Raw genomic sequence first — 20,202 nt, forward strand, 5'->3', positions numbered from 1 at the left:
ACTGGGCTCATGACCGCCTCAGCACTGGCCTGGTTTGGAGCGCAATTGATCGCACCTGAGTCAAGAGCTCTAGGAAATCGGGAGATCCTCAATCGGCAGGTGAAAGATCTGCTAGATCAACAAAATAATGGTGATCTGAACACAGAAGAACAGCAGAAGCTGCTGGAGCGATTGCTGGTCCTAGGCCGCAACGAGGAAGCAATGACCCAAATTGAACTGCTAATGGCCAGGCAGCCAAAAACCTGGTTATGGAAGTTGATGCTCGCGGAACTCAAGCGCGAACAGGGAGATCGCGATGGAGCCCGGAAGGACATCAACCAGCTAATGACCGTCCAGCCTCACAACCTCGAGGTCCTGCAACTAAAGATCTTGCTTGACCTAGAGGCCGGGAGAGAAAAAGCCGCCGTTGCTGAACTCAAAAAGAGATTTGAGTCCAAAACGAAAGGCAAGCGCATACCCATAGGGCTTCTCCTGGCAGATTTGCAGCGCCAGACAGGACAAACCAAGGCTGCAGCTGCGCTCTATCGCGTTCTATCGAATGAGTCACCAACAGATGCACGTCCCTTGCTCGCTCTTGCTCTCATGCGGCAGGAGCAAGGCCAAGACCAGCAAGCACAAACTCTGCTTCAAGAAGCTAGAGAACGCCGTAAAAAACCAGGGGAAGCCGATCCCCTGATTGATGGCCTGGCGAGTCAGTGGAGGCTTAACTCAATCCGCACAAAAGGTTCAAACAGTGTCCTCAGGGCTGATTCGCCGAAGCCTCAGAACTCTCCAATTCCAGGGCCTTGAGGGCTGCATCGATTGCATCAGAAGGAACTGTGGCATCGTCCATTGCTGTGGACCTTCGCAAACGATTCATAAGGTCCATCGGATTGGTGGCATCGAGAATTGTTCCTTTGTCGTCGTTCCCCGGAACGGTGTTGTAAAGATCACGCTCCTGAGGTGTCTGATAGTCACCTGAAAGCTGTGCTTCAGCACGATCGACAACTGTTGTCAGGCTGAGCAAGGCAATTGGCAGTGCAGCCAAACCAAGCTTGCAAAAGGGATTAAGACCTAAGGGGGCTCGGTTGATCAATGACGCATCCCCAAGTTCAGTAAGGCTAATGCTAATTGTCATGGTCAGATTTCCATGACCTGTGCAGATCGCTACCTGGAACGTCAACTCAATTCGCACCCGCCTCGATCAGGTGCAAGCTTGGTTACAGGATGCCCAACCCGATCTGCTTTGCCTCCAGGAGACCAAAGTGGATGATCCGCTGTTCCCTCACGAGGTCTTTGAAGCTCAGGGCTATCAAGTGCACTTTCACGGACAGAAGGCCTATAACGGCGTTGCAATCGTTAGCCGTCAACCTCTCGAAGATGTGCGCCGGGGCTTCACTGGTGAGCTCCCAGAGGATGCCGAAGCCTTGCAACTGGGAGAGCAAAAGCGCGTCATCAGCGCGCTCGTTAACAACATTCGTATCGTCAATGTCTACGTTCCCAACGGTTCCGCTCTGAAATCGGAGAAATATCCCTACAAACTCGAATGGCTGAGCTGCCTAAACCGCTATCTGAGTGCACAAGCGAAACGGGATGAACCCCTCTGCCTCGTTGGGGATTTCAATATCGCCTTGGAAGCAAGAGACATTCATCATCCCGAACGACTAACGGGAGGGATTATGGCTAGCGAGCTTGAAAGAGAGGCTCTTCTAAAGGTTTTAGGAGACCGGCTCCACGACGTGTTCCGCGTGTTCGAACCAGATGCCAACCATTGGAGCTGGTGGGACTATCGAAGTGGTGCCTGGGACCGTGATCAGGGTTGGCGTATTGATCACATCTACCTATGCGATGAGCTTCTCAGTCAGGCCAGAAGCTGTGTGATTCACAAGCATCTAAGGGGCCATGAAAAGCCTAGTGATCATGCCCCGGTAACCGTAGATCTCAACTGGCCTCCAACTGATGACGATGAGGAGATGTCGGAACTGTTAAGCAATTGAAGGACATGGCTATTTAAGGCAATAGTCGCAGTCAAGGATTCACCTCCGGAGCAGTCAGAATGCCTTGGCTTCTGAAGGCATCTCAAGACCTTCTGAAGTCAAGATGACCTGGCGCCGAGCCGACTCACCACAGCTTTTTGGAGTGGGGAAAATTTTGTCAGGATTGGCCCGTCCATCTGGATCGAAGGCTCTTCGTAGCAGTTTCATTGTGGACAGATCATCCGCTGCAAACATCCAATCGAGATAACAGCGCTTATCAGCCCCAACCCCATGTTCACCAGTGATGCTGCCGCCAACATCAAGACACTCACGCAGAATGGCTGACCCCAGATCCCGAACACGAGACTCCACATCAGGCGTGTCTGCGTTGTAGAGAATTAAAGGATGCAAATTGCCATCGCCAGCATGAAAAACATTGGCCACCGGCAACTCATACTCTCGACTAAGCCTCTCTATTGCCGTCAGCACCCTCGGCAAAGTGCTGCGTGGCACGACACCGTCCTGCACGTAATAGGTGGGTGAAATCTGCCCAACCGCAGCAAATGCTGACTTGCGTCCCTTCCAAAGCAAGGCACGGTCAGCAGCCTCTTCTGCTCGACGAATGGTCCTCGCTCCTGCCTTGCTACAAAGTCCACTGGCCTGATCTGCGGCCACAGTGACTTCCGCCGACTGACCATCGAGCTCAATCAGCAGCACAGCCGCGGCATCACGAGGGTATTCGTCGAAGCCAAACAGATCATTGACTGCATTAATCATGAAGTTGTCCATGATCTCCATACCCGCAGGTAAAACTCCGGCGGCGGTGACCTGGCAGACCGCCTCGCCAGCAGACTCCATGGTGGGGAAATCTGCGAGCAGCACAGTCACATGTTGCGGCGCCCGCAAGAGCCGCAGAGTGATCGCTGTGGCGATCCCCAGGGTGCCTTCGCTGCCAATAAATGCCCCACGCAGGTCGAGCTCCGCATGCTCCGACAATCCACCGCCGAGGAGGGTCACCGTGCCATCAGCAAGCACTACTTCAAGCCCCAGAACATGATTACTGGTGACGCCATATTTGAGACAGTGCACACCACCTGAGTTCTCGGCCACATTGCCGCCGATGCTGCACACCACCTGACTGGAAGGATCAGGGGCGTAATAAAACCCTTCGCCAGCGACCGCCCGAGTCACCCAACTATTGATCACTCCTGGCTGCACCGTAATGGTGTGGTTATCAAGGTCCATCGAAAGGATCCTGCGCATGCGACTGGTCACCACCAACAGCGCCTCTTGCTCGACTAATGCACCTCCCGAGAGCCCCGTACCACTACCCCTAGCGACAAAAGGGATGCCATGGCGATGACAACAAGCCAAGATCTGTGACACCTCCTCAGTGGTCTCGGGCAACACTGCCAAAGGAGGACAATGACGATCGATGGTTAACCCGTCACAGTCGTAAACGAGCAACTCTTGCCGCTTGGAGACCACCGACTTCTTCGGCAAAAATCGCCTTAAGTCCCTGTCTAGAGCAGTCCAGTCGTGGGACACCATGCCCGCGCATCTGTCCAATAACCTAGGCAGCAAAACCAGAAGTAAACGGATGGCCTGACACAGTTCATCCGCTTCTGACCGTTTTGGGTCAAGATGGCGAACGGTTCATATCAGCCACTTGGCTTCGGTCCCTGTGACAGCTTCAGCCTTGAACACCAGCCGCTCCCAGGCGATTTTCAGCGCCGCCCAGCGCTTAATGCCTGGTGGCGTTAGTTCTCCAGTGCGAGCATTCCGCTCCGTAGGCGGTCAACCGATCGTGTTTGACCGCGTAAAGGGTGCCTACGCCTGGGACGTCGATGGCAATCGCTTCATCGACTACATCGGCAGCTGGGGGCCCGCAATCTGCGGCCATGCCCACCCAGAAGTCATCGCTGCTCTACAAGATGCGCTTGAAAAGGGCACAAGCTTTGGTGCCCCATGTGAGCTAGAGAATCAACTGGCTGAAATGGTGATCGACGCCGTGCCCAGCGTCGAGATGGTCCGTTTTGTGAATAGCGGCACTGAGGCCTGCATGTCTGTACTGCGCCTCATGCGCGCATTCACTGGCCGCGACAAGCTCATCAAATTCGAAGGCTGCTATCACGGCCACGCCGACATGTTTTTGGTGAAAGCTGGATCCGGGGTGGCAACTCTCGGTCTACCCGACTCACCAGGGGTGCCCCGCAGCACCACCAGTAACACCCTCACTGCGCCCTACAACGATCTCGAGGCAGTCAAAGAGCTGTTTGCCGAGAATCCTGACGCAATCAGCGGGGTGATCCTTGAGCCGGTCGTAGGAAATGCCGGATTCATTACTCCAGAGCCTGGTTTCCTGGAAGGTTTACGAGAACTCACCCGTGAACACGGAGCCTTGCTTGTGTTTGATGAAGTCATGAGCGGGTTCCGCATCAGCTACGGAGGTGCTCAGGCCCGCTTTGGCGTCACGCCTGATCTAACCACCATGGGGAAAGTGATCGGTGGTGGGCTCCCCGTTGGTGCTTATGGCGGCAGAGCTGAGATCATGGAGATGGTGGCCCCCGCAGGCCCCATGTACCAAGCCGGCACGCTGAGTGGCAACCCGCTGGCCATGACTGCTGGCATCAAGACCCTTGAGCTACTCAAGCAAGAAGGCACCTATGAGCGCCTAGAAAGCACAACGGAGCGCTTAATTAACGGCATTCTCGAAGCAGCCAAAGCAGCAGAGGTTCCCATTACGGGCAACAGCATCGGTGCGATGTTCGGCTTCTTCCTTTGCGAAGGCCCAGTACGGAATTTCGAAGATGCCAAAGCAACCGATGCCGAACTCTTCGGCAAGCTGCATCGGGCCATGCTCGAAAGGGGGATCTACCTAGCCCCAAGTGCCTTCGAAGCAGGCTTCACATCCCTTGCCCATTCCGAAGCAGACATCGAAACCACCCTGAAGGCATTCCGCGAGAGTTTTGCCGCAGTGGCTTGAACAGACAACGAGAATAGAGAGCTGTTCTTACAGCTCTCCTGCGTAAATACAAACGAGCCGAAGCCAAGGTGCTACATCTAGAACTAAAAGTTGAGAATCGAGAGTTAATTCAATTCTCGTTTTATAGCAAGCCCTAATTCTGCCTGTGTTCGCGGAGCAGAAGCCTCTCAAGAACAGGAAAAAGCTGGACAAGTAGAGCAGTTATTCACAAGCTTGGACAGACTGTTGATTTGCCTGAGCGAATTTTTGCGTTTGCTGCTCAAAAAACCTTTGATAAGCAGCTGGCTTAATATTCTGACCATTAGCATCCTTTAGGAACTGCTTATAACTATGCCAACCAGCCTGAGTAATAAAGTAATTGATTCCTTGAACACAAATATCCTCGAAAGGAGAATCATTATTACCTGCGTTCACTTCAGGCAAAGGCCTGTCTGGAAGACCAGAAGAATAAGCCTGCGCAAGGCCGATCAAATCCCCCTCTCCATATTGAAAACCAATCAATTCAAAGCCGATCGGCATTACTGGAGTTGCCGATGTCCAACCAGCAATTAAAGCAATTGCCGGCAATCCGGAGTTTGATGCAACCGGCGATTCCGTTGTTGCTGTGCGATACATATCATCGTAATAGCTTGGGGGTTGCCAAGAACTAAGTGGCATTAGCAAAGCATCAATGCTATCTTCTCGCATCAATCCCTCTACATAGTTTCTATTCTTCTCAAAAGTCTTTAACGCAGAATCATATCGATCGCTGTACTTTGGCGCAATACTTTCCATATACCCTATGCAGGCTTTCTCGCCTAGCCGTGTGCGACCAGATAAACATATGTCCTGAAGGCTCCTTCTGGTCGACGCAAAAGAACCTAGGTATTGATCAATATCTTCCGCCTCGCCCGCCATATTATTGTCTCTGTTCGTGTCGAATAACGGCAGATTGATTGCAACAAGTGATGCACCCTTTCTCTCAAGCCTGGCTTTGACCTGATTGAATAGAGCCATTGAAGTCTTGTCGGTGGCGTCAAAGACCTCATTGCCTGCAACACTGCGAATCACGCCAATTCGCCTTCCATCAAGGGAAGCAGTTTTTAAATTATTTGCATAAGAATCTGTGCGCGGTACTTGTTTCGTAAAATGATCATCAGGATCAGATGTGCTTGCTATCGCAGCAAGGCCAAGAGCAAGATCAGGAATCGACCTTGCCATCACTCCTGCTACTCCATCGAGGTTGCCTCTCGGGAGAATTCCTGAATGACTAATCAGCCCCGTGCTTGGGCGAATGGCATAAACCCCGTTGAAGACTGCAGGCACTCTGACCGAGCCACTGTTGTCCGTGCCGATCCCCAACACAGCAAAGTTCGCACTCACCGCAACCGCAGAGCCTCCACTTGAGCCACCGGAATTTTGATTAGGGTCATAAGCATTGCCAATCCTTCCGCTACGACCACTAATTCCTTCCCCACCAGAAGCAAATTCATCCATAGCGGCTTTACCAATAATGATGCCGCCAGCGGCTCGTAATTTATTAACCAAAAAAGCATTACTGATTGGCTGAGAGCCAAGCAAAGCCAACGACCCAGAAGTGGAAGGAGTGTCAACGGTATCAATATTATCTTTAACAGCAACCGGGATGCAATGCAAAGGGCCAATCAATTTATTGCTTTGTTTAAAATGCCTATCCAAAGCCTTTGCCTGCCTGACTGCATTCGGATTAAGTGCAACAAATGCATTAAGCGGAGCTCCTCTTTCGAGGCTGAAATTATACTTCTTGATTCGATATAAATAGCTCTGAATTAATTGCTCACAATCAATCTCTCTCTCTTTAAAAGCATCATGGATGGATTCAATTGTAGACTCCTTAATCCCAAATTTCTGACTACCAAACTGGTTGGCCATAGACTTCTCAGCCATAAGACAAGTCATGCTCAGAGCAAGCGCAAGCCTTATGCCTTGATTAAATATTTTCGGCCCCTTCGAATGATTCATGTCCAATACTTAAGCAAAGAATTTTACTGCCCCTACTATACACACAGCAACATTCTCAAGAGCATTTCGTTATCGATAATTTTCAAATTGAAGCGGCACATCTAAATCATCTTCCTTGCTTTTGACTAACTGAATCGCTGCTTGCAGATCATCCTTGTTTTTACCGGTGATCCGCAAACTCTCTCCTTGAATCGCCACGGTCACCTTCTTGAGCTCATCGCGCACGGACTTACTCAACTTCTTGGCGATCTCCTGGCTTAAACCCTTGCGCAGCTTCACTGCCTGCTTCACCCGGCTGCCACCAACCGCCTCCGGCGTCTGAAAATCGAAGATTTTGAGCGAGAGGTTTCGTTTGGTGGCCTTAGCTCGCAGCACGTCCTCCACCGCCTTCAACGTCATATCGCTGGCAGTGGTGATCAACACTTCGCTCTCTGTTAACTCGATCTCAGTATTTGAATCCTTAAGGTCGTAGCGCTGTCCAACATCCCGACGGACCTGATCCAACGCATTCACCAACTCCTGACGATCAAAATCCGAGACAACATCAAAGGAATAGGTCGCCATATCTAGAAACGGTTCTGAGCTCAACCTACCCAACATCTCAGCAAGACCAGGCCCAACTCGGACTGATCTTGCTCGTATGGGCGAAAGGCTCAGGATTCTTTGCGGTTTGCCCCGATAGCGAAGCCTGCAACCAAGCCAATTCCAGCGCCACCCATCCCAGTCATCAACGCAAAACGATGCTGATCGGTCATCTGGCCAACGAAGTGAACACCAGCGGCAATCACTCCAAGTCCGCAGGCAACCACGAGAACCACATTCAAATTCGCGGGCTTCTTGATCACAGATGAGCCTCCTTCGCTGACCCTGCGGACCTTGGCCTGCGCTTCATCAATCTCCTGCTGGAATTTTTCCAGATCTCTCTTTGGGTCGTCCATCTCAAATCAAGCGAAGGAGGCGTTGGCGCTGCGGAATTCCGATCGCCCCAGGGATTGCAAGAAGTGGATCAATCCCTTCACCACTGCCTGATACACAGTCCGCTTCTAAACAGAGAGGTCTCTACCATCAATCAACCCAATAACGGTATTGACACAGCCTCGAGAACCTTTGTGTTGAGGAACTCAGCATTTTCCTTAGCGCAACTCCCTCCTCACCGTTCACCCGGTCGTTCTCGGTTGCTTGGCCAACATCCAGGCGAAGCGCATTACTGCTGAGAGCGATGTTTAAAACATCTGCCAGAGATAAGAAAGCCTGAGAACTAAGCCCAACAAAACAGCTTTTGCATCCTTCAGCCAACTCAATTGAAGCGCTCGAGAATCCCCCAGTGATCAGCCTGAGGTTTCCATTCTCCTGGAACCGATTGATCCCCATCACCCGGCCACGCAAAGAGAGTAGTGACTATTTAGGGATCTGTCATGCGCAAAAACACTGCTCATGGGGCTTCTTTTGCCACTAAGGCAAGTAACAACTACTACATATGGAGATGGTGAGAACTCTCGAACAGGGAGGGTTGAATGGCCCCTCACGATCCAATAACGAGAAAAAGTCCCCTCACCAAGGCCCGGCTTCATCAGCAAGGTTTTTTTGTTGCTTCTCATGATTTAGATCCTGCAGCAAGGGATGGCTGCTCTGCTTAAAACTCAAGGCAACCAGCACGCACACTCACAAAACACAACCCTTTGAACCGCATGACCAATAACCCTGACCTAGCCGAATGATTGAGAGCTAAACCAGCTAGCTAACAGCCATACCAAACTCAGCCATCTGATTTCTGAAAAGCCTTGAGTGCCGAAAGCAAAGCAGCTGGGCTTTGAGGATCAACCATCAAGACACTTCCTCCTGGTGCAGCAGCCATCTGCTCGCCCATAGCCATCCATTCTTTAGCCAACAAAAGCCTCAAAGCCTCCTCCGCTCTGGGGCTGGCCTCCAAAGCCCGAGCAATCTCCAGGGCGGCTTCCGCCTTGGCGCGAGCAAGGGTTGACTGCTGCTTTGCCTGGGCGTCAGCTTCTAGTAACAGGGCTTCCTGCTGGGCGCGAGCATCTAATACCAAGGCTTCAGCCTGACCACGAGCCTCATTGAGCTGAGCCTCTTTCTCGCCCTCGGAACGAAGGATGGCAGCACGTTTTTCCCGCTCTGCTGTCATCTGCTGTTCCATCGCTTGCTGCACCCCTCGCGATGGAACAATATCTCGCATTTCCACTCGCGTGACTTTGACCCCCCAGGGATCTGTGGCCTCATCCAACTCCTTAAGAAGGCATTCGTTCACTTCTGTACGGGTGGTAAATGTCTGGTCAAGGTCAAGCTTGCCCATCTCGGCTCGGATCTGAGTAAGAACGAGATTCACCATCGCCGCCTGCAGATTATCCACAGAGTAATAAGCACGAGAGTGTTCAAGTAGCTGCCAATAAACCACCGCATCCACCTCTATCGACACGTTGTCACGAGTGATGCATTGCTGAGGAGGAATATCCAAAACTCTTTCCTTCAACGACTCGTAACTGACCACCTTTTCAACCATGGGGAGAACAAAAGAAAGGCCAGGCTGCAGTTCACGATCGAACTTGCCGAGCCGCTCCACCAAGCGCGAGCTTCCACCACTCGTAATTTTGACACTGCCACTTCCCAACAAGGCAACTAGCAAGAGAGCTGGCAAACCAAGAAACGCTTCCACAATGTTCTTCCTGTGTAGTCAAAACCTAGGTCCGTAAACGAACAACGGCAAAGCCCTTCCAAACAGCTTTCTCTTCTCCAAAGTAGATAGAGAAAGCCCTGCGCCCTATCCCTTGCCTTCTCCCACCTGGATTCCTCTGATCTGGCTCGCCGTAGCTGGCCTACTCCTAGCCATTGAGCTGGCTCAACCGAGCTTCGATGGCCTGATGTTCGCAGCGCTTGGGGCCTTAGTGGTATCGATTTTGACTGCAATCACTCCAATGCCACTGATTGTGCAGATGATCTTCTTCCTGCTGATCACGGTTTTAGGGACTCTCTGGCTAACTCGTTGGTCAGCCCGCCGCAACCCCAGTCCAGGTGGGCTTCGCCAACGCGAGGATATCGCCGAAGTTCTGACGCCAATCAAAGCTGGAGGAGATGGGCGTGTGCGTTGGCATGGGCAAAGCTGGGCCGCCAGTTCGATCGACCTGGAGACTCCAATAAACGCCGGTGATCAGGTCGTGGTGATGGGCCGTGAAGGCACACAACTACAGGTTCTGCCACTGCCGCGTCGCTGAACTCAATCAAAGAACAAAAGACTCACAACCTTGCCCATATCCTCAGCACTGCGACAACTGGTCAATAACGTCTCACTGTCATGGAAAGCAAAGCAAATCAATTGATCACAACGACTGATGATCTCCTGATTGCAAAGACTGCTAGCCATCGGTAACGACAGCTCATCGTGCTCAGGTTTTTCGATGAGATGAAGCACAGAGTCGAGCTGATCGCGAATCTCAGGGGCCTGACGATCAAGGCTCTGGGGAAGCAACACAGTGAGGCAAGAGGCATCCGCCTCCAATACCCCACGGATCACCGCGGCATTCACCCCCTGTGAACCGGAGGTGATCAGAGAATGACCCTCTTGAGCAAGGGAGCGCGCCATCAATTCAACAAGATGAATCGCTACCACCGGCACATGGCGACTGCCGAGCATGGCAATGCGGCGCTTGCCCTTGTCCTGCAAGAGGGCCAGCTCTTGGGCAAGGGTATCGACCCGATCAAGGTCAGGGAGATCCAGAGACTGACTCAAGGACATCCCCATGACGATGGATCGAAGCTAGCAGTGGTCATCGACCCTGCATAGGCAATCCCAAAACATCAAACAAACGGTCCAAGTCACAGTGTTCTTCTACCAATCGGAAGGAATAGGTTGCTTTAACGGCCTCATGCAGTCGCACATGACCAAAGGCCTGCTCAATCACTTCCACGGTAGACAGTGTGTCGTGATCCACCTTGAGTAAAGGAACCTCAAGTTCTTCTGCCCTACTAATCAACTGCGGCAAAGGTTGCCCTGCACCGGTGAGGATCAAGCACTGAGTCGAAGCCTCGAGGGCCGCCAACTGAATATCAGTGCGGTCAGCACCAGTCACCACAGCCATGTTGCGACGACGACGGAAAAATTCCATGGCGGAATTCACATTCATGGCACCGATACTGAGAGTCTCAACCAGAAGCTCAAGTCGCTCAGAGCAACAGATCACCCGGGCTCCTAGGCGCCTAACCAACTCACCCACAGTCACGCTGCGCAAGAGTGGCGAATGGGGCATCACTCCGAACACCGCCAGTCCAAGGGCCTCCAGGGCAGGCACCACATTGGTTTCTAGATCATCAATTTCATCTGGTTTTACCGCATTCAAAACGATGCCCACCAGATGATCTCCAAGCTGTTCCTTCGCCGCTAACAAAGCATCGACGCTGCGGCTGTCCTGCCAGAGATGCACCAGCACGACGCGGGCATCCAAGCCATGGGCCAGCTGACCAAGACTGAGACCGTAAAGAAGGCCTTCATGCAAGCTACCCGCTGCTTCAAGAATGGTGAGGCCCTGAGCATGCAGATCGAGCTGTTTGCATAGGTCCTCGAATCCTTTGCCAGCATCCATTTGAGACATCGCCAAACGGTGATCAGCCGTTGCCTTTGCCAAGAGATGCAACGAGGGAATCAGCTGATGCTCAGACAAACCCAGGGTTGCACCAACAAAACGAACATCATCATCAATTAAAGGTTCGGGCAGAGGGGAAACTGCGGGATCCCATTCCACACTCGTGGCCAGAGGCTTCCCAAAGCGAATGGGCTGATTCGCCGCTATCAACTGGCGAGCGAGACCAAGAACCAACGCCGATTTACCACTGAATGGCTCACAAGATCCAATCAGCAAGGTCTTGCCCATCAGTGGACTCCGTGTTCCTATAGCTGAGCAATTTAGGCGTCACCCACAGACTCTTCAGAACCCAACAGCAGCCACTTCCAGAATCGATTGGGCAGGTCTCCCTGATCACCAAACTCAGGCCAGTCCATCAACCAATCCACAAGTTGATGCGTAGACACATCAAAGGTGTAGGTCAAAGCTTGGATGTCTGGGAAACACAACTGACAAGAACACAGCTCCAGTGGCGACCTAGCTCCCTGCCAACGAAAAGTGAAGCGATGAACACGACCACCTTGAAGAGGTCGCTCTCCTTTCAATGAACTCTGAGCCAAGAGCCGCAGGGCACGCTGCAGAGCAGCCTGCCTGGAAAGACCACCGCAATAGGGTGCAAACAAGGCCAACTGGGCCGCTTCGGAGGGAATTGGCAACGTCAGTCAACTTGAAGCTCACACCAAAGGATGCCCCAAGCTGAAGAAATGGGACAGATCACAACTCTCAACAACCGCTGGTCAAACTGCCGTATCGGCATCACTGGAGCCAGTGGAAGTCTTGGCAGGGCCCTAACCCAAAAGCTGCGCTCCAGGGGGGCTGTTGTGATCGGATTGACCCATGGACCGATTCCCTCCGCAGAGCCATCAGACGATGCACCCCAGGAATGGGTGCAATGGAAGTGCAGCCAAGAAGCATCCCTCAAAAGCACCCTTGTGAGCCTTGACGTGCTCGTGCTCAATCACGGCATCAACCCGCAGGGACGTCAGACACCGAAAGACATCAAAGCGGCCTTAGAGGTGAATGCTCTGAGCAGCTGGCGCTTAATGGAACTCTTTGAAAGCCTCGCCCTCAACGCAGAACCATCCATACGCCCCCGCGAGCTATGGGTGAACACATCAGAAGCTGAAATCCAACCAGCCCTCAGCCCCACCTATGAAATCAGCAAGCGGTTGATCGGTCAGCTGGTCAGCCTGCGCTGGAACAACCTCACCTCGAATCAACGCAAAGTCTTCAAAATCCGCAAGCTTGTACTTGGCCCCTTCCGCTCAGAGCTCAATCCAATCGGATTAATGTCTGCTGATCTAGTAGCCAGCCAAATTGTTCAACAAGCCGACCTTGGCCTCAATCTGATCATCGTCACCCCCAACCCTCTCACTTATCTACTGATGCCCCTGACCGAACTAGGGCGAATGATTTATTCCCGATTGTTAGGTAGTGGATCCACAGACAATCAATAACAAGTCAACTCCAGCATTTAGTCGCCCCGATCAGTGAGGATTTCGCAGCCATCAGAGGTGACCACGATGGTGTGCTCCCACTGAGCCGAAAGACTGCCGTCTTGAGTCACAACAGTCCAGCGATCTTTAAGTGTGCGGCAAGCCTTACTGCCAGCATTGAGTATCGGCTCGACGGCCAAAGTCATCCCTGAACGCAAAGTGATGTTGGGTAGGTCATCCGTGCGGAAGTTGAAAACGGAAGGCTCTTCATGCAAGTTGCGACCCACACCGTGGCCGGTGTAATCCTCCACCACGCTGTAGCCATGAGCCTTGACATGATCCTCAACGGCTCCTGCGATATCAAGAAGAGTGTTGCCGGCTCGAATCTTAGAGAGCCCTGCCATCAAGGATTCTTGGGCCACGCGACTAAGTTTCTGCCCAGATTCAGGCACCTCCCCAACGCAGATGGTGATGCAACTGTCACCGTGATATCCCTCGTAGTAAGCCCCGGTGTCGACCTTGAGAAGATCACCGGACTTGATCACTCGCTTAGGGCCTGGAATGCCATGCACAACTTCATTGTTGATGCTCGCGCAGATCGAGGCAGGGAAGCCGTGATAGCCCTTGAAGCTAGGGGTTGCGCCCATCTCACGAATCCTGCGCTCGGCATAAACGTCAAGATCAGCAGTCGTCTGGCCAGGCTCGGCCATCTCCATGATCTCGCGCAGAACCGTGGCCACGATGTGGCTTGCCTTGCGCATGATCGCCAACTCCCTTGACGACTTGATTTCCACCCCTCGACGCTGTTGAATTCGAGGCCCTGTAGCCGTTGCGCGCGCCTCTGAAGTTGAGGCGAGCAGATCAGCGAAGAGGTTCATAGGGCTGAAGAAAAACTGATATAAAAAATCAAGTGAACGGTTATCGGCTCTGCCCGACTTCCATCTTTCCATTGGTCACGCTATCAATCTCTCTACTAGGAACGGCGCGAATGAACCGCTTCAAGCAACCCTGTTAGCCGCATCGCTGGCTTACTGGGTCCATGAGTGGTGATTTCTTTGCTGATCTCAAGATGACTTCATGAAGCACATATCCCATGTTGCGGCACTGGCCAGAGATGTCCGATAAACAAACTCATTGGCTAGGAATGACCACCTTGAATAAAGATGAATGGCCTGCTCCAAAGCTGAGCTAAAGGAGGTTCTACGCCATGCCCTTTGATTGCTATGGATGCTGATCACAGGCGCAAGAATGCTGCTGAAGGCTTCCTGACTAAGTGAAATTCCCAAAAAGCTTGTGAGCCATCGCAATCGCCAAGCATCGACTGAGGAGCTTTCACCGCAAAGCAATGGCAAAACTACTCAAGGCAAGAATGATCAGCAGGTAGAGTTGTTGTTTGGCTAGTTAACCCGCAGCTGGGATGACGGCGGATTCAAAAGACACCTCCATGAGCGAAGACAACACTGAAACGGCTACAACAATTGAGAACAGCTCAGCCATGGTGACTGATGTAACAAGCAAAAGTGCCACAAAAGTCAGGCTCAGCGCTGACGCCCTGATCCAAGAGTTCGAAGCCACACAGCAGAAAAGTGATTTAAATGACATCTACGTGGGAGACACCGTCCGAGTAGGAGTACGCATCAGTGAAGGCAATAAGGAACGGATCCAGCCCTATGAGGGTGTTGTTATTGCAAAGCGCCACGGCGGAATTCATGAAACCATCACCGTGCGCAGGATCTTCCAAGGCATCGGTGTCGAGCGTGTTTTCATGCTGCATAGCCCTCAGGTGGCCTCGATCAAGGTGGAGCGGCGAGGTAAAGTTCGTAGAGCGAAGCTTTTCTATCTGCGGGAACGGGTGGGTAAGGCCACCCGCGTGAAGCAGCGCTTCGACCGCTGAGGTTTCGGCCTCGTTCAATCCAAATGCCATCGCCTCTGTGATGGTCGACGGGTCCATCGCCTTGCGCCGTTAGTTCAGTTGGTAGAACGCAGGTCTCCAAAACCTGATGTCGGGGGTTCAAGTCCTCCACGGCGCGTCCGATGGCCCATCCTGCAGTTTCCTCGTTCCGAGAATGGAGTTAGATCTTCAACCTGGTGATGTCGTCAAAGTGCTCGAGTCAGCCGCTCTTGGTTGGGTTCGTGCACGCGTCATTCGAGTCAAATCTGGTGGTCGTGTGGTCGTGCAAAGCGATCAGGGACGCGAATTCACAGCCCGCGGGAACCAAGTACGCCTAATCGAACCCGCAGGATTCCGTCCCTAACCAGAGGGACAGTGATTCCAACCTCTCGATTTGCTCTCTATCTGAGTTCCCTACCTTCAACGCCACTAGGGATGTCTTTATTTCCACATCGAAAACAAGCGACCCAAAAAGCAGATCCGAAGTCTTCAATTTCATTGGAATCAATCCATCCTCAAAAGGATCACAAGACCAACGCCAGCGAGTTGACGGCAGGCAGGGCAGAGGTTGATACTTTCTTGGTCGCATAAGCGACACAGGTCAGCTTCCATGCGGCGAGCTCCCGACTAGACCTGAGCTCATCTGGGACCGTAGTTCAATTGGTTAGAGCACCGCCCTGTCACGGCGGAAGTTGCGGGTTCGAACCCCGTCGGTCCCGTTCTTATTCCTAATCCTGAGAGTCATTGTGAAGGTGCGCGTTCGGCTGGCCCCGAGTCCAACAGGCACACTTCACATCGGCACGGCAAGAACGGCAGTTTTCAACTGGCTCTTTGCACGCCATCAGGGGGGAGAATTCCTCGTGCGCATCGAGGACACCGACAAAGAACGATCCAAGCCTGAATTCACGACCAACATCCTCGAAGGTCTGAAGTGGCTTGGCCTCAACTGGGATGAACAGCCCATCATTCAAAGCCAGCATGTGGATGACCATCGCGCAGCAATCCAAAAGCTGCTCGATCTTGACTTGGCCTACCGCTGCTACGCCAGCGAGACTGAACTGGAGGCCATGCGAGAAACACAAAAGGCCCAGGGCCAGGCCCCTCGCTACGACAACCGTCACCGAGATCTCAATCCCGAGCAAGAAGCCGCCTTCCAATCTGAAGGTAGAAGTGCCGTGGTGCGCTTCCGTATCGATGATGATGCGGCCATCAGTTGGAAGGATCTGGTGCGCGGTCCAATGCACTGGAGGGGATCAGATTTGGGCGGCGATATGGTGATCTCACGTCGGGCTCCAGCCAAGGAAATTGGCGACCCGCTCTATAACCTTGTGGTGGTGGTTGATGACGCCGCCATGAGTATCTCGCATGTGATCCGCGGCGAAGATCACATCGCAAACACGGCCAAACAACTGCTGATCTATGAGGCCCTTGGATTACCAATACCTCAATTCGCCCATACCCCGCTCATTCTCAATTCTGAAGGACGCAAACTCTCCAAGCGGGATGGAGTGACCTCGATCAGTGACTTCCAAGCCATGGGATACACAGCCGAAGCTATGGCCAACTACATGACCCTGTTGGGCTGGTCAGTCCCCGAAGGGACTGACGAACGATTCACTCTTCAGCAAGCTGCAACCGTCTTCAGTTTTGACCGAGTCAATAAAGCAGGAGCAAAGTTTGACTGGGACAAACTCAACTGGCTCAACTCTCAAGTGCTACATGACTTGCCTAAAGATCAACTGTTGCATGAACTCAAACCCTTTTGGTCTGATGCTGGCTGGGCTCTGCCAGAAGAAAACTGGTGTTTGGATCTAGCCGAGCTGCTTGGTCCATCGCTGACACTGCTCAAGGATGGTGTCGATCAAGCCCGCCCTTTTTTCGAAGAACCAACGCTGCAAACTGATGGCCTGGAACAACTTGCCGTGGAAGGAGCCAAGGCAGGCCTTAGCAATCTTCTCGATCAGCTGGATAGCACTTCCTGGGACGGTTTTGATGTCAAGCAAGCACAACAACTGCTAACGAATGCTGCTCAGGCTGCCAACGTCAAAAAAGGTGTGATCATGAAAAGCCTCAGGGCTGCGCTTCTAGGCCGCCTACAAGGGCCAGACCTAATCACAACTTGGGGATTACTGGCCAGGATCGGGCAAGACTTGAACAGGCTGCGTCGTTGTCTCTGAGCAGTCGTCTTCGTTTGAATCTTCTGGAGCGATTAAACCCAGAGCCTTGGCCAGCGGCTGGGCCGTGAGGCCTTGAATGCCAACCGTCATCAGGATGGTGAGAAAGACCAAACCTTGCAACCGACCGGCTCCTAAAACCCCAGCCTGCTCAAGGCGAATCGCAAACAAAGAGGCCACTGCGGCCGTAACAATCCCACGTGGTGCAAGCCAACCAAGAAACAATCGCTGCCTGAAATCAAGAGGCAAGCCAATCGTCGCCAGGCTGACAGCAACAGGACGCACAACCAACATAAGTACGAGCACACAACTGACCCCCCCCCAGCCAAGCGGACTTAGCTCACCCCAAGAGACATCAGCAGCCAAAAGTGGAAATAACATTGTGATGGCAAGACGGGCCAGCTCCCGGATCAACTCATCGAGCTGATCGGACTGGGTAACAGGCCTGCGACCGACCACCACCCCCGCTGCTACAGAAGCCGGCAAGCCCGACTCCGGCAACAACCATTCACAAACTGCGTACAAGAGGAACAACACACCCAAGGTGAGCTGCAACCTCAGCCCTACCGAAGGGTCCGGTTTTAAACGTCGCAATCCCTCTGACAGAAGCCAACCAGCAGCAGCCCCCATCAACACGCCTCCACCCAGGCGGGCCAGCAGCCCGAAGGCAACCTCCCGCCAACCATGCAAATCGCCCAGCAATAACTCAAGCAAAAGCAAGGCCAGCACAGCACCCACTGGCTCAAGCACCAATCCCTCTGCCTCAAGGACATCCCCCAGAGGAGAAGCTAAACGGATCTGCTGCACCAACGGGGTCACAACAGTCGGACCAGTAGCCAGCACGATGGCGCTGTAAACCGCTGCCACTGACCAACCCAAACCAGCCAGCCAATGCGCCGCCAACAGACCCGCGGCCAGTGAAATCACTAGTCGGATCAGCAAGATGCGCAGCACAGTTGACTTGATGGTGTCGCCAGGGAGGCGCAGATTGAGACCACCGTCAAAGAGCACAAGGCTCACCAGCAGACCAACGATCGTCTCAAGTCCTTGACCAAGATCCAGCGGTTCAACCAAACCAAGGCCCGATCGACCAATCAGCAGACCAGATAGCAACAACAGCACCACACCAGGAAGGCCAGAGAGAGCAGACAAAATCCGAGCTCCGGCACCTGCAAAGACGGTGATCCCCCAAAGCAGGCCTAACCGCTCAGGTGTCATCGAGGGCTGCGAACCGAGGTTCCACTCTCACACCGATCACAGCCTCTGGACGCACCACCAGATACTCGCCATCGAGCTCGCTAAGCGGTACGTTCACGAACCCCCCACTGCCTGAGGCGTTGACGATGCCCTGATACCACTGCTGAAACGTCTCAAGAGTAGGGAAATGAACCTCTTCGGTCTGCCCCCCGGAGAGATGGAGGTACACCGCATAGCGGCGTGGGGTGCGTGTCATCAGTGAACCGTAATGCCAAGGTCCATCAACTCAGGATGGCCGATAGTTGCCCCACTTGCCCAATTGAATGGTCGAAGGACCTCTTTGCCAGGCATGTAAAGGGGATGGCAGGGGTGCCCCTCACGCGTCAAACCAAGCGAGAGAGGGCCGCGAGCATCAGGAATGTTCCTGATGCGGTTCTGGCGATGACGCTCCAACAAAGCCTGGACGGCAAGATCACGTCGACGCAAAGTTCCACCGCACCCCCAACCAAACCAAAGGTCCCAATTAGGGCTCTCAGACCACTGGCGTGCCCGAGTCAAAAGCTGATCATCATTTGCATCACCAATCGGATCAGCACAGTGCCTAAGCAGCTCTGGGGATTGACTGATCCGCGCAAATAGATTCACAACAAGAAGGTGTCCATAACCCCAGGAGCGGCAAAACCCCAGCAACCGCCGCAAGGTTGGATCATCCTCTGACGCTGTAGCCGTGGAGGGATTCAAGCCAATGAAAAGCAACGTGCGCTCGCATTGCCCAAGGCTGCGCTTCAACCACCAGCGGTAGTGACCGCAAGAACTAAAGGCAGCCTCAGACGCCCAGGAATGCACAACTTGCCTCAAGAATGCGACCGCTGGCCTTACCGTCGCCGAAGGGATTGACAGCACGTGCCATCGCCTCGTAGGCGCTTGAATCATCAAGCAAGGAAGCTGTCTCAGTCACGATCATCTCCGGATCGGTACCAACCAGCTTGGCCGTACCCGCTTCAACGGCCTCTGGTCGTTCGGTGGTCCGTCTCAAAACCAAAACTGGCTTACCCAGCGCAGGAGCTTCTTCTTGGAGCCCACCAGAATCTGTGAGCAGAAGCGTGCAGGCCCTCATCGCAGCAACCAAACGGTCGTAATCGAGAGGCTCGGTGAGTACCACCCTCGGATGGTTCCCCAAAAGTGCCTGCATTGGTTCTCGCACGGTTGGATTGCGATGCAAAGGCAGAAGTAAAGCAGTGTCGGGATGAAGGTCAAGAACCCTTTTCATACCCTCGGCAATGTCTTGAAGCCGATCTCCCCAATTCTCCCGTCGATGCACGGTGGCCAAAATGACGCGATGATGTGCCCAGTCGAGACCATCAAATTCGATAGGCGGCGCCTGCTCAGCCATCAACAAAAGAGCATCAATCACTGTGTTGCCCGTAACAAAGATCTGACCAACAACCCCTGAACTGGTCAGATTGGCCTGAGAGCGAGGCGTTGGAGCGAAGTGAAGCTGGGAGATCTGAGAAATCAGGCGCCGGTTTGCCTCTTCAGGAAACGGATCCAAGAGGTTGTCTGTGCGCAAACCAGCCTCAACATGACCAACCGGAATCTGCTCATAAAAAGCAGCAAGGGCAGCTGCAAATGCTGTCGTGGTATCTCCCTGGACAAGCACCAGCTGGGGAGGGTAGGCCTTGAATTCATCCTTTAGGCCTTGCAATGCTGCACAGGTGACGTGAGTGAGGGTCTGCAGAGGGGCCATCAGATCGAGATCATGATTGGCTGAAAGACCAAATAGATCCATGACCTGAGCAACCATCTCGCGGTGCTGGCCAGTAAGCACAACTCGAGTCGTCAAAGCGTGACAGGCCTGAAACGCCTGGATCACCGGTGCCAACTTGATCGCCTCTGGACGGGTGCCCAGCACGATCGTGACGCGGGGCAAGCCAGCCATAACAAAAGAAATC

Annotated in this window: 23 protein-coding genes and 2 tRNA genes; 10 read left to right on the forward strand and 15 right to left on the reverse strand. The window is 53.1% G+C overall.

Features of this window, described 5'->3' with window-relative positions; translation table 11 throughout:
• Window positions 1-9 precede the first annotated feature (9 nt).
• Window positions 10-789 carry a lipopolysaccharide assembly protein LapB gene (locus PMIT1303_RS08145; protein ID WP_231901415.1) on the forward strand — a complete coding sequence of 260 codons (780 nt, stop codon included), beginning with the start codon at window positions 10-12 and terminating at the stop codon, window positions 787-789.
• On the opposite strand, the gene PMIT1303_RS08150 is transcribed toward PMIT1303_RS08145, so the two are convergent.
• Window positions 740-1,117, reverse strand: coding sequence for a hypothetical protein (locus PMIT1303_RS08150; RefSeq protein WP_369818717.1), 378 nt, complete (start codon window positions 1,115-1,117; stop codon window positions 740-742). The genes PMIT1303_RS08145 and PMIT1303_RS08150 overlap by 50 nt on opposite strands.
• Window positions 1,118-1,136: 19 nt before the next feature.
• On the opposite strand from PMIT1303_RS08150, the gene xth reads away from it, so the two are divergent.
• On the forward strand, window positions 1,137-1,976 hold the full coding sequence (xth, locus tag PMIT1303_RS08155) for an exodeoxyribonuclease III (RefSeq protein WP_063398297.1): 840 nt from the start codon (window positions 1,137-1,139) through the stop codon (window positions 1,974-1,976).
• Between the two features lie 54 nt (window positions 1,977-2,030).
• Here the strand turns inward: xth and PMIT1303_RS08160 are convergent, their stop codons facing one another.
• Entirely contained in the window at window positions 2,031-3,506 is a 1,476-nt protein-coding gene (locus PMIT1303_RS08160; RefSeq protein ID WP_011825363.1) for an FAD-linked oxidase C-terminal domain-containing protein, read from the reverse strand.
• Window positions 3,507-3,639: 133 nt separating this feature from the next.
• On the opposite strand from PMIT1303_RS08160, the gene hemL reads away from it, so the two are divergent.
• Entirely contained in the window at window positions 3,640-4,941 is a 1,302-nt protein-coding gene (gene hemL, locus PMIT1303_RS08165) for a glutamate-1-semialdehyde 2,1-aminomutase (protein ID WP_231901426.1), read from the forward strand.
• Between the two features lie 201 nt (window positions 4,942-5,142).
• On the opposite strand, the gene PMIT1303_RS08170 is transcribed toward hemL, so the two are convergent.
• The 5 genes from PMIT1303_RS08170 to PMIT1303_RS08190 all read right to left on the reverse strand — a co-directional run bounded on the left by PMIT1303_RS08170 (window position 5,143) and on the right by PMIT1303_RS08190 (window position 9,592).
• Window positions 5,143-6,921, reverse strand: a complete 1,779-nt coding sequence (locus PMIT1303_RS08170; protein ID WP_063398298.1) for an amidase — start codon at window positions 6,919-6,921, stop codon at window positions 5,143-5,145.
• A gap of 69 nt (window positions 6,922-6,990) precedes the next feature.
• Window positions 6,991-7,485 (reverse strand): YajQ family cyclic di-GMP-binding protein, encoded by a 495-nt coding sequence (locus PMIT1303_RS08175; RefSeq protein WP_063396407.1) that lies wholly within the window; start codon window positions 7,483-7,485, stop codon window positions 6,991-6,993.
• Window positions 7,486-7,574: 89 nt separating this feature from the next.
• Window positions 7,575-7,859, reverse strand: coding sequence for a hypothetical protein (locus PMIT1303_RS08180; protein ID WP_063398299.1), 285 nt, complete (start codon window positions 7,857-7,859; stop codon window positions 7,575-7,577).
• 127 nt (window positions 7,860-7,986) lie between these two features.
• Complete coding sequence (locus PMIT1303_RS08185; RefSeq protein WP_156486979.1) at window positions 7,987-8,292, reverse strand: hypothetical protein; 306 nt, start codon at window positions 8,290-8,292, stop codon at window positions 7,987-7,989.
• Between the two features lie 385 nt (window positions 8,293-8,677).
• Window positions 8,678-9,592: an SPFH domain-containing protein gene (locus PMIT1303_RS08190; protein WP_063398301.1), complete on the reverse strand. Its 915-nt coding sequence runs from the start codon at window positions 9,590-9,592 to the stop codon at window positions 8,678-8,680.
• A gap of 112 nt (window positions 9,593-9,704) precedes the next feature.
• Between PMIT1303_RS08190 and PMIT1303_RS08195 the strand changes: the two genes are divergently transcribed.
• Window positions 9,705-10,148: an NfeD family protein gene (locus PMIT1303_RS08195; RefSeq protein ID WP_011825355.1), complete on the forward strand. Its 444-nt coding sequence runs from the start codon at window positions 9,705-9,707 to the stop codon at window positions 10,146-10,148.
• A gap of 2 nt (window positions 10,149-10,150) precedes the next feature.
• Here the strand turns inward: PMIT1303_RS08195 and PMIT1303_RS08200 are convergent, their stop codons facing one another.
• From PMIT1303_RS08200 to ebsA, 3 genes are read right to left on the reverse strand one after another with little or no spacing between them, the layout of a single operon-like run.
• Window positions 10,151-10,669, reverse strand: coding sequence for a DNA recombination-mediator protein A (locus PMIT1303_RS08200; RefSeq protein WP_041374719.1), 519 nt, complete (start codon window positions 10,667-10,669; stop codon window positions 10,151-10,153).
• A gap of 31 nt (window positions 10,670-10,700) precedes the next feature.
• Window positions 10,701-11,801, reverse strand: a complete 1,101-nt coding sequence (locus tag PMIT1303_RS08205; RefSeq protein ID WP_063398302.1) for a phosphotransacetylase family protein — start codon at window positions 11,799-11,801, stop codon at window positions 10,701-10,703.
• 32 nt (window positions 11,802-11,833) lie between these two features.
• Complete coding sequence (gene ebsA / locus PMIT1303_RS08210) at window positions 11,834-12,208, reverse strand: type IV pilus biogenesis protein EbsA (protein WP_082824471.1); 375 nt, start codon at window positions 12,206-12,208, stop codon at window positions 11,834-11,836.
• Between the two features lie 30 nt (window positions 12,209-12,238).
• On the opposite strand from ebsA, the gene PMIT1303_RS08215 reads away from it, so the two are divergent.
• Window positions 12,239-13,009, forward strand: coding sequence for an SDR family oxidoreductase (locus tag PMIT1303_RS08215; protein WP_063398304.1), 771 nt, complete (start codon window positions 12,239-12,241; stop codon window positions 13,007-13,009).
• 17 nt (window positions 13,010-13,026) lie between these two features.
• On the opposite strand, the gene map is transcribed toward PMIT1303_RS08215, so the two are convergent.
• Window positions 13,027-13,866, reverse strand: coding sequence for a type I methionyl aminopeptidase (map, locus tag PMIT1303_RS08220; protein WP_063398305.1), 840 nt, complete (start codon window positions 13,864-13,866; stop codon window positions 13,027-13,029).
• Between the two features lie 539 nt (window positions 13,867-14,405).
• Here map and rplS point away from each other — a divergent pair.
• The 5 genes from rplS to gltX all read left to right on the forward strand — a co-directional run bounded on the left by rplS (window position 14,406) and on the right by gltX (window position 17,056).
• The gene (rplS, locus tag PMIT1303_RS08230; RefSeq protein ID WP_063398307.1) at window positions 14,406-14,882 is read left to right on the forward strand and encodes a 50S ribosomal protein L19; all 477 of its coding nucleotides are present in this window, start codon (window positions 14,406-14,408) and stop codon (window positions 14,880-14,882) included.
• A 63-nt stretch (window positions 14,883-14,945) separates the two neighbouring features.
• Window positions 14,946-15,018 (forward strand) — tRNA-Trp (locus PMIT1303_RS08235).
• A 36-nt stretch (window positions 15,019-15,054) separates the two neighbouring features.
• Window positions 15,055-15,243 (forward strand): hyperconserved protein Hcp, encoded by a 189-nt coding sequence (locus PMIT1303_RS08240; protein WP_006043540.1) that lies wholly within the window; start codon window positions 15,055-15,057, stop codon window positions 15,241-15,243.
• Window positions 15,244-15,524: 281 nt separating this feature from the next.
• Window positions 15,525-15,598: transfer RNA gene (locus PMIT1303_RS08245), tRNA-Asp, on the forward strand.
• A gap of 27 nt (window positions 15,599-15,625) precedes the next feature.
• Window positions 15,626-17,056, forward strand: coding sequence for a glutamate--tRNA ligase (gltX, locus tag PMIT1303_RS08250; protein ID WP_063398308.1), 1,431 nt, complete (start codon window positions 15,626-15,628; stop codon window positions 17,054-17,056).
• Here gltX and PMIT1303_RS08255 read toward each other — a convergent pair.
• Genes PMIT1303_RS08255 through wecB form a run of 4 tightly spaced genes read right to left on the reverse strand, consistent with a single transcriptional unit; the run spans window position 17,006 to window position 20,189 of the window.
• Window positions 17,006-18,271 carry a sodium:proton antiporter gene (locus tag PMIT1303_RS08255; RefSeq protein WP_063398309.1) on the reverse strand — a complete coding sequence of 422 codons (1,266 nt, stop codon included), beginning with the start codon at window positions 18,269-18,271 and terminating at the stop codon, window positions 17,006-17,008. The genes gltX and PMIT1303_RS08255 overlap by 51 nt on opposite strands.
• Window positions 18,261-18,506 (reverse strand): hypothetical protein, encoded by a 246-nt coding sequence (locus PMIT1303_RS08260; RefSeq protein WP_063398310.1) that lies wholly within the window; start codon window positions 18,504-18,506, stop codon window positions 18,261-18,263. The genes PMIT1303_RS08255 and PMIT1303_RS08260 overlap by 11 nt, the downstream gene beginning before the upstream one ends.
• Window positions 18,506-19,153, reverse strand: a complete 648-nt coding sequence (locus PMIT1303_RS08265) for a DUF1643 domain-containing protein (protein ID WP_063398311.1) — start codon at window positions 19,151-19,153, stop codon at window positions 18,506-18,508. Before PMIT1303_RS08265 ends, PMIT1303_RS08260 begins: the two co-directional genes overlap by 1 nt.
• Window positions 19,077-20,189 carry a non-hydrolyzing UDP-N-acetylglucosamine 2-epimerase gene (gene wecB, locus PMIT1303_RS08270; protein WP_063398312.1) on the reverse strand — a complete coding sequence of 371 codons (1,113 nt, stop codon included), beginning with the start codon at window positions 20,187-20,189 and terminating at the stop codon, window positions 19,077-19,079. Before wecB ends, PMIT1303_RS08265 begins: the two co-directional genes overlap by 77 nt.
• Between the last annotated feature and the right edge of the window lie 13 nt (window positions 20,190-20,202).

The sequence above is a fragment of the Prochlorococcus sp. MIT 1303 genome (assembly GCF_001631965.1).
GTDB lineage: Bacteria > Cyanobacteriota > Cyanobacteriia > PCC-6307 > Cyanobiaceae > Prochlorococcus > Prochlorococcus marinus_D.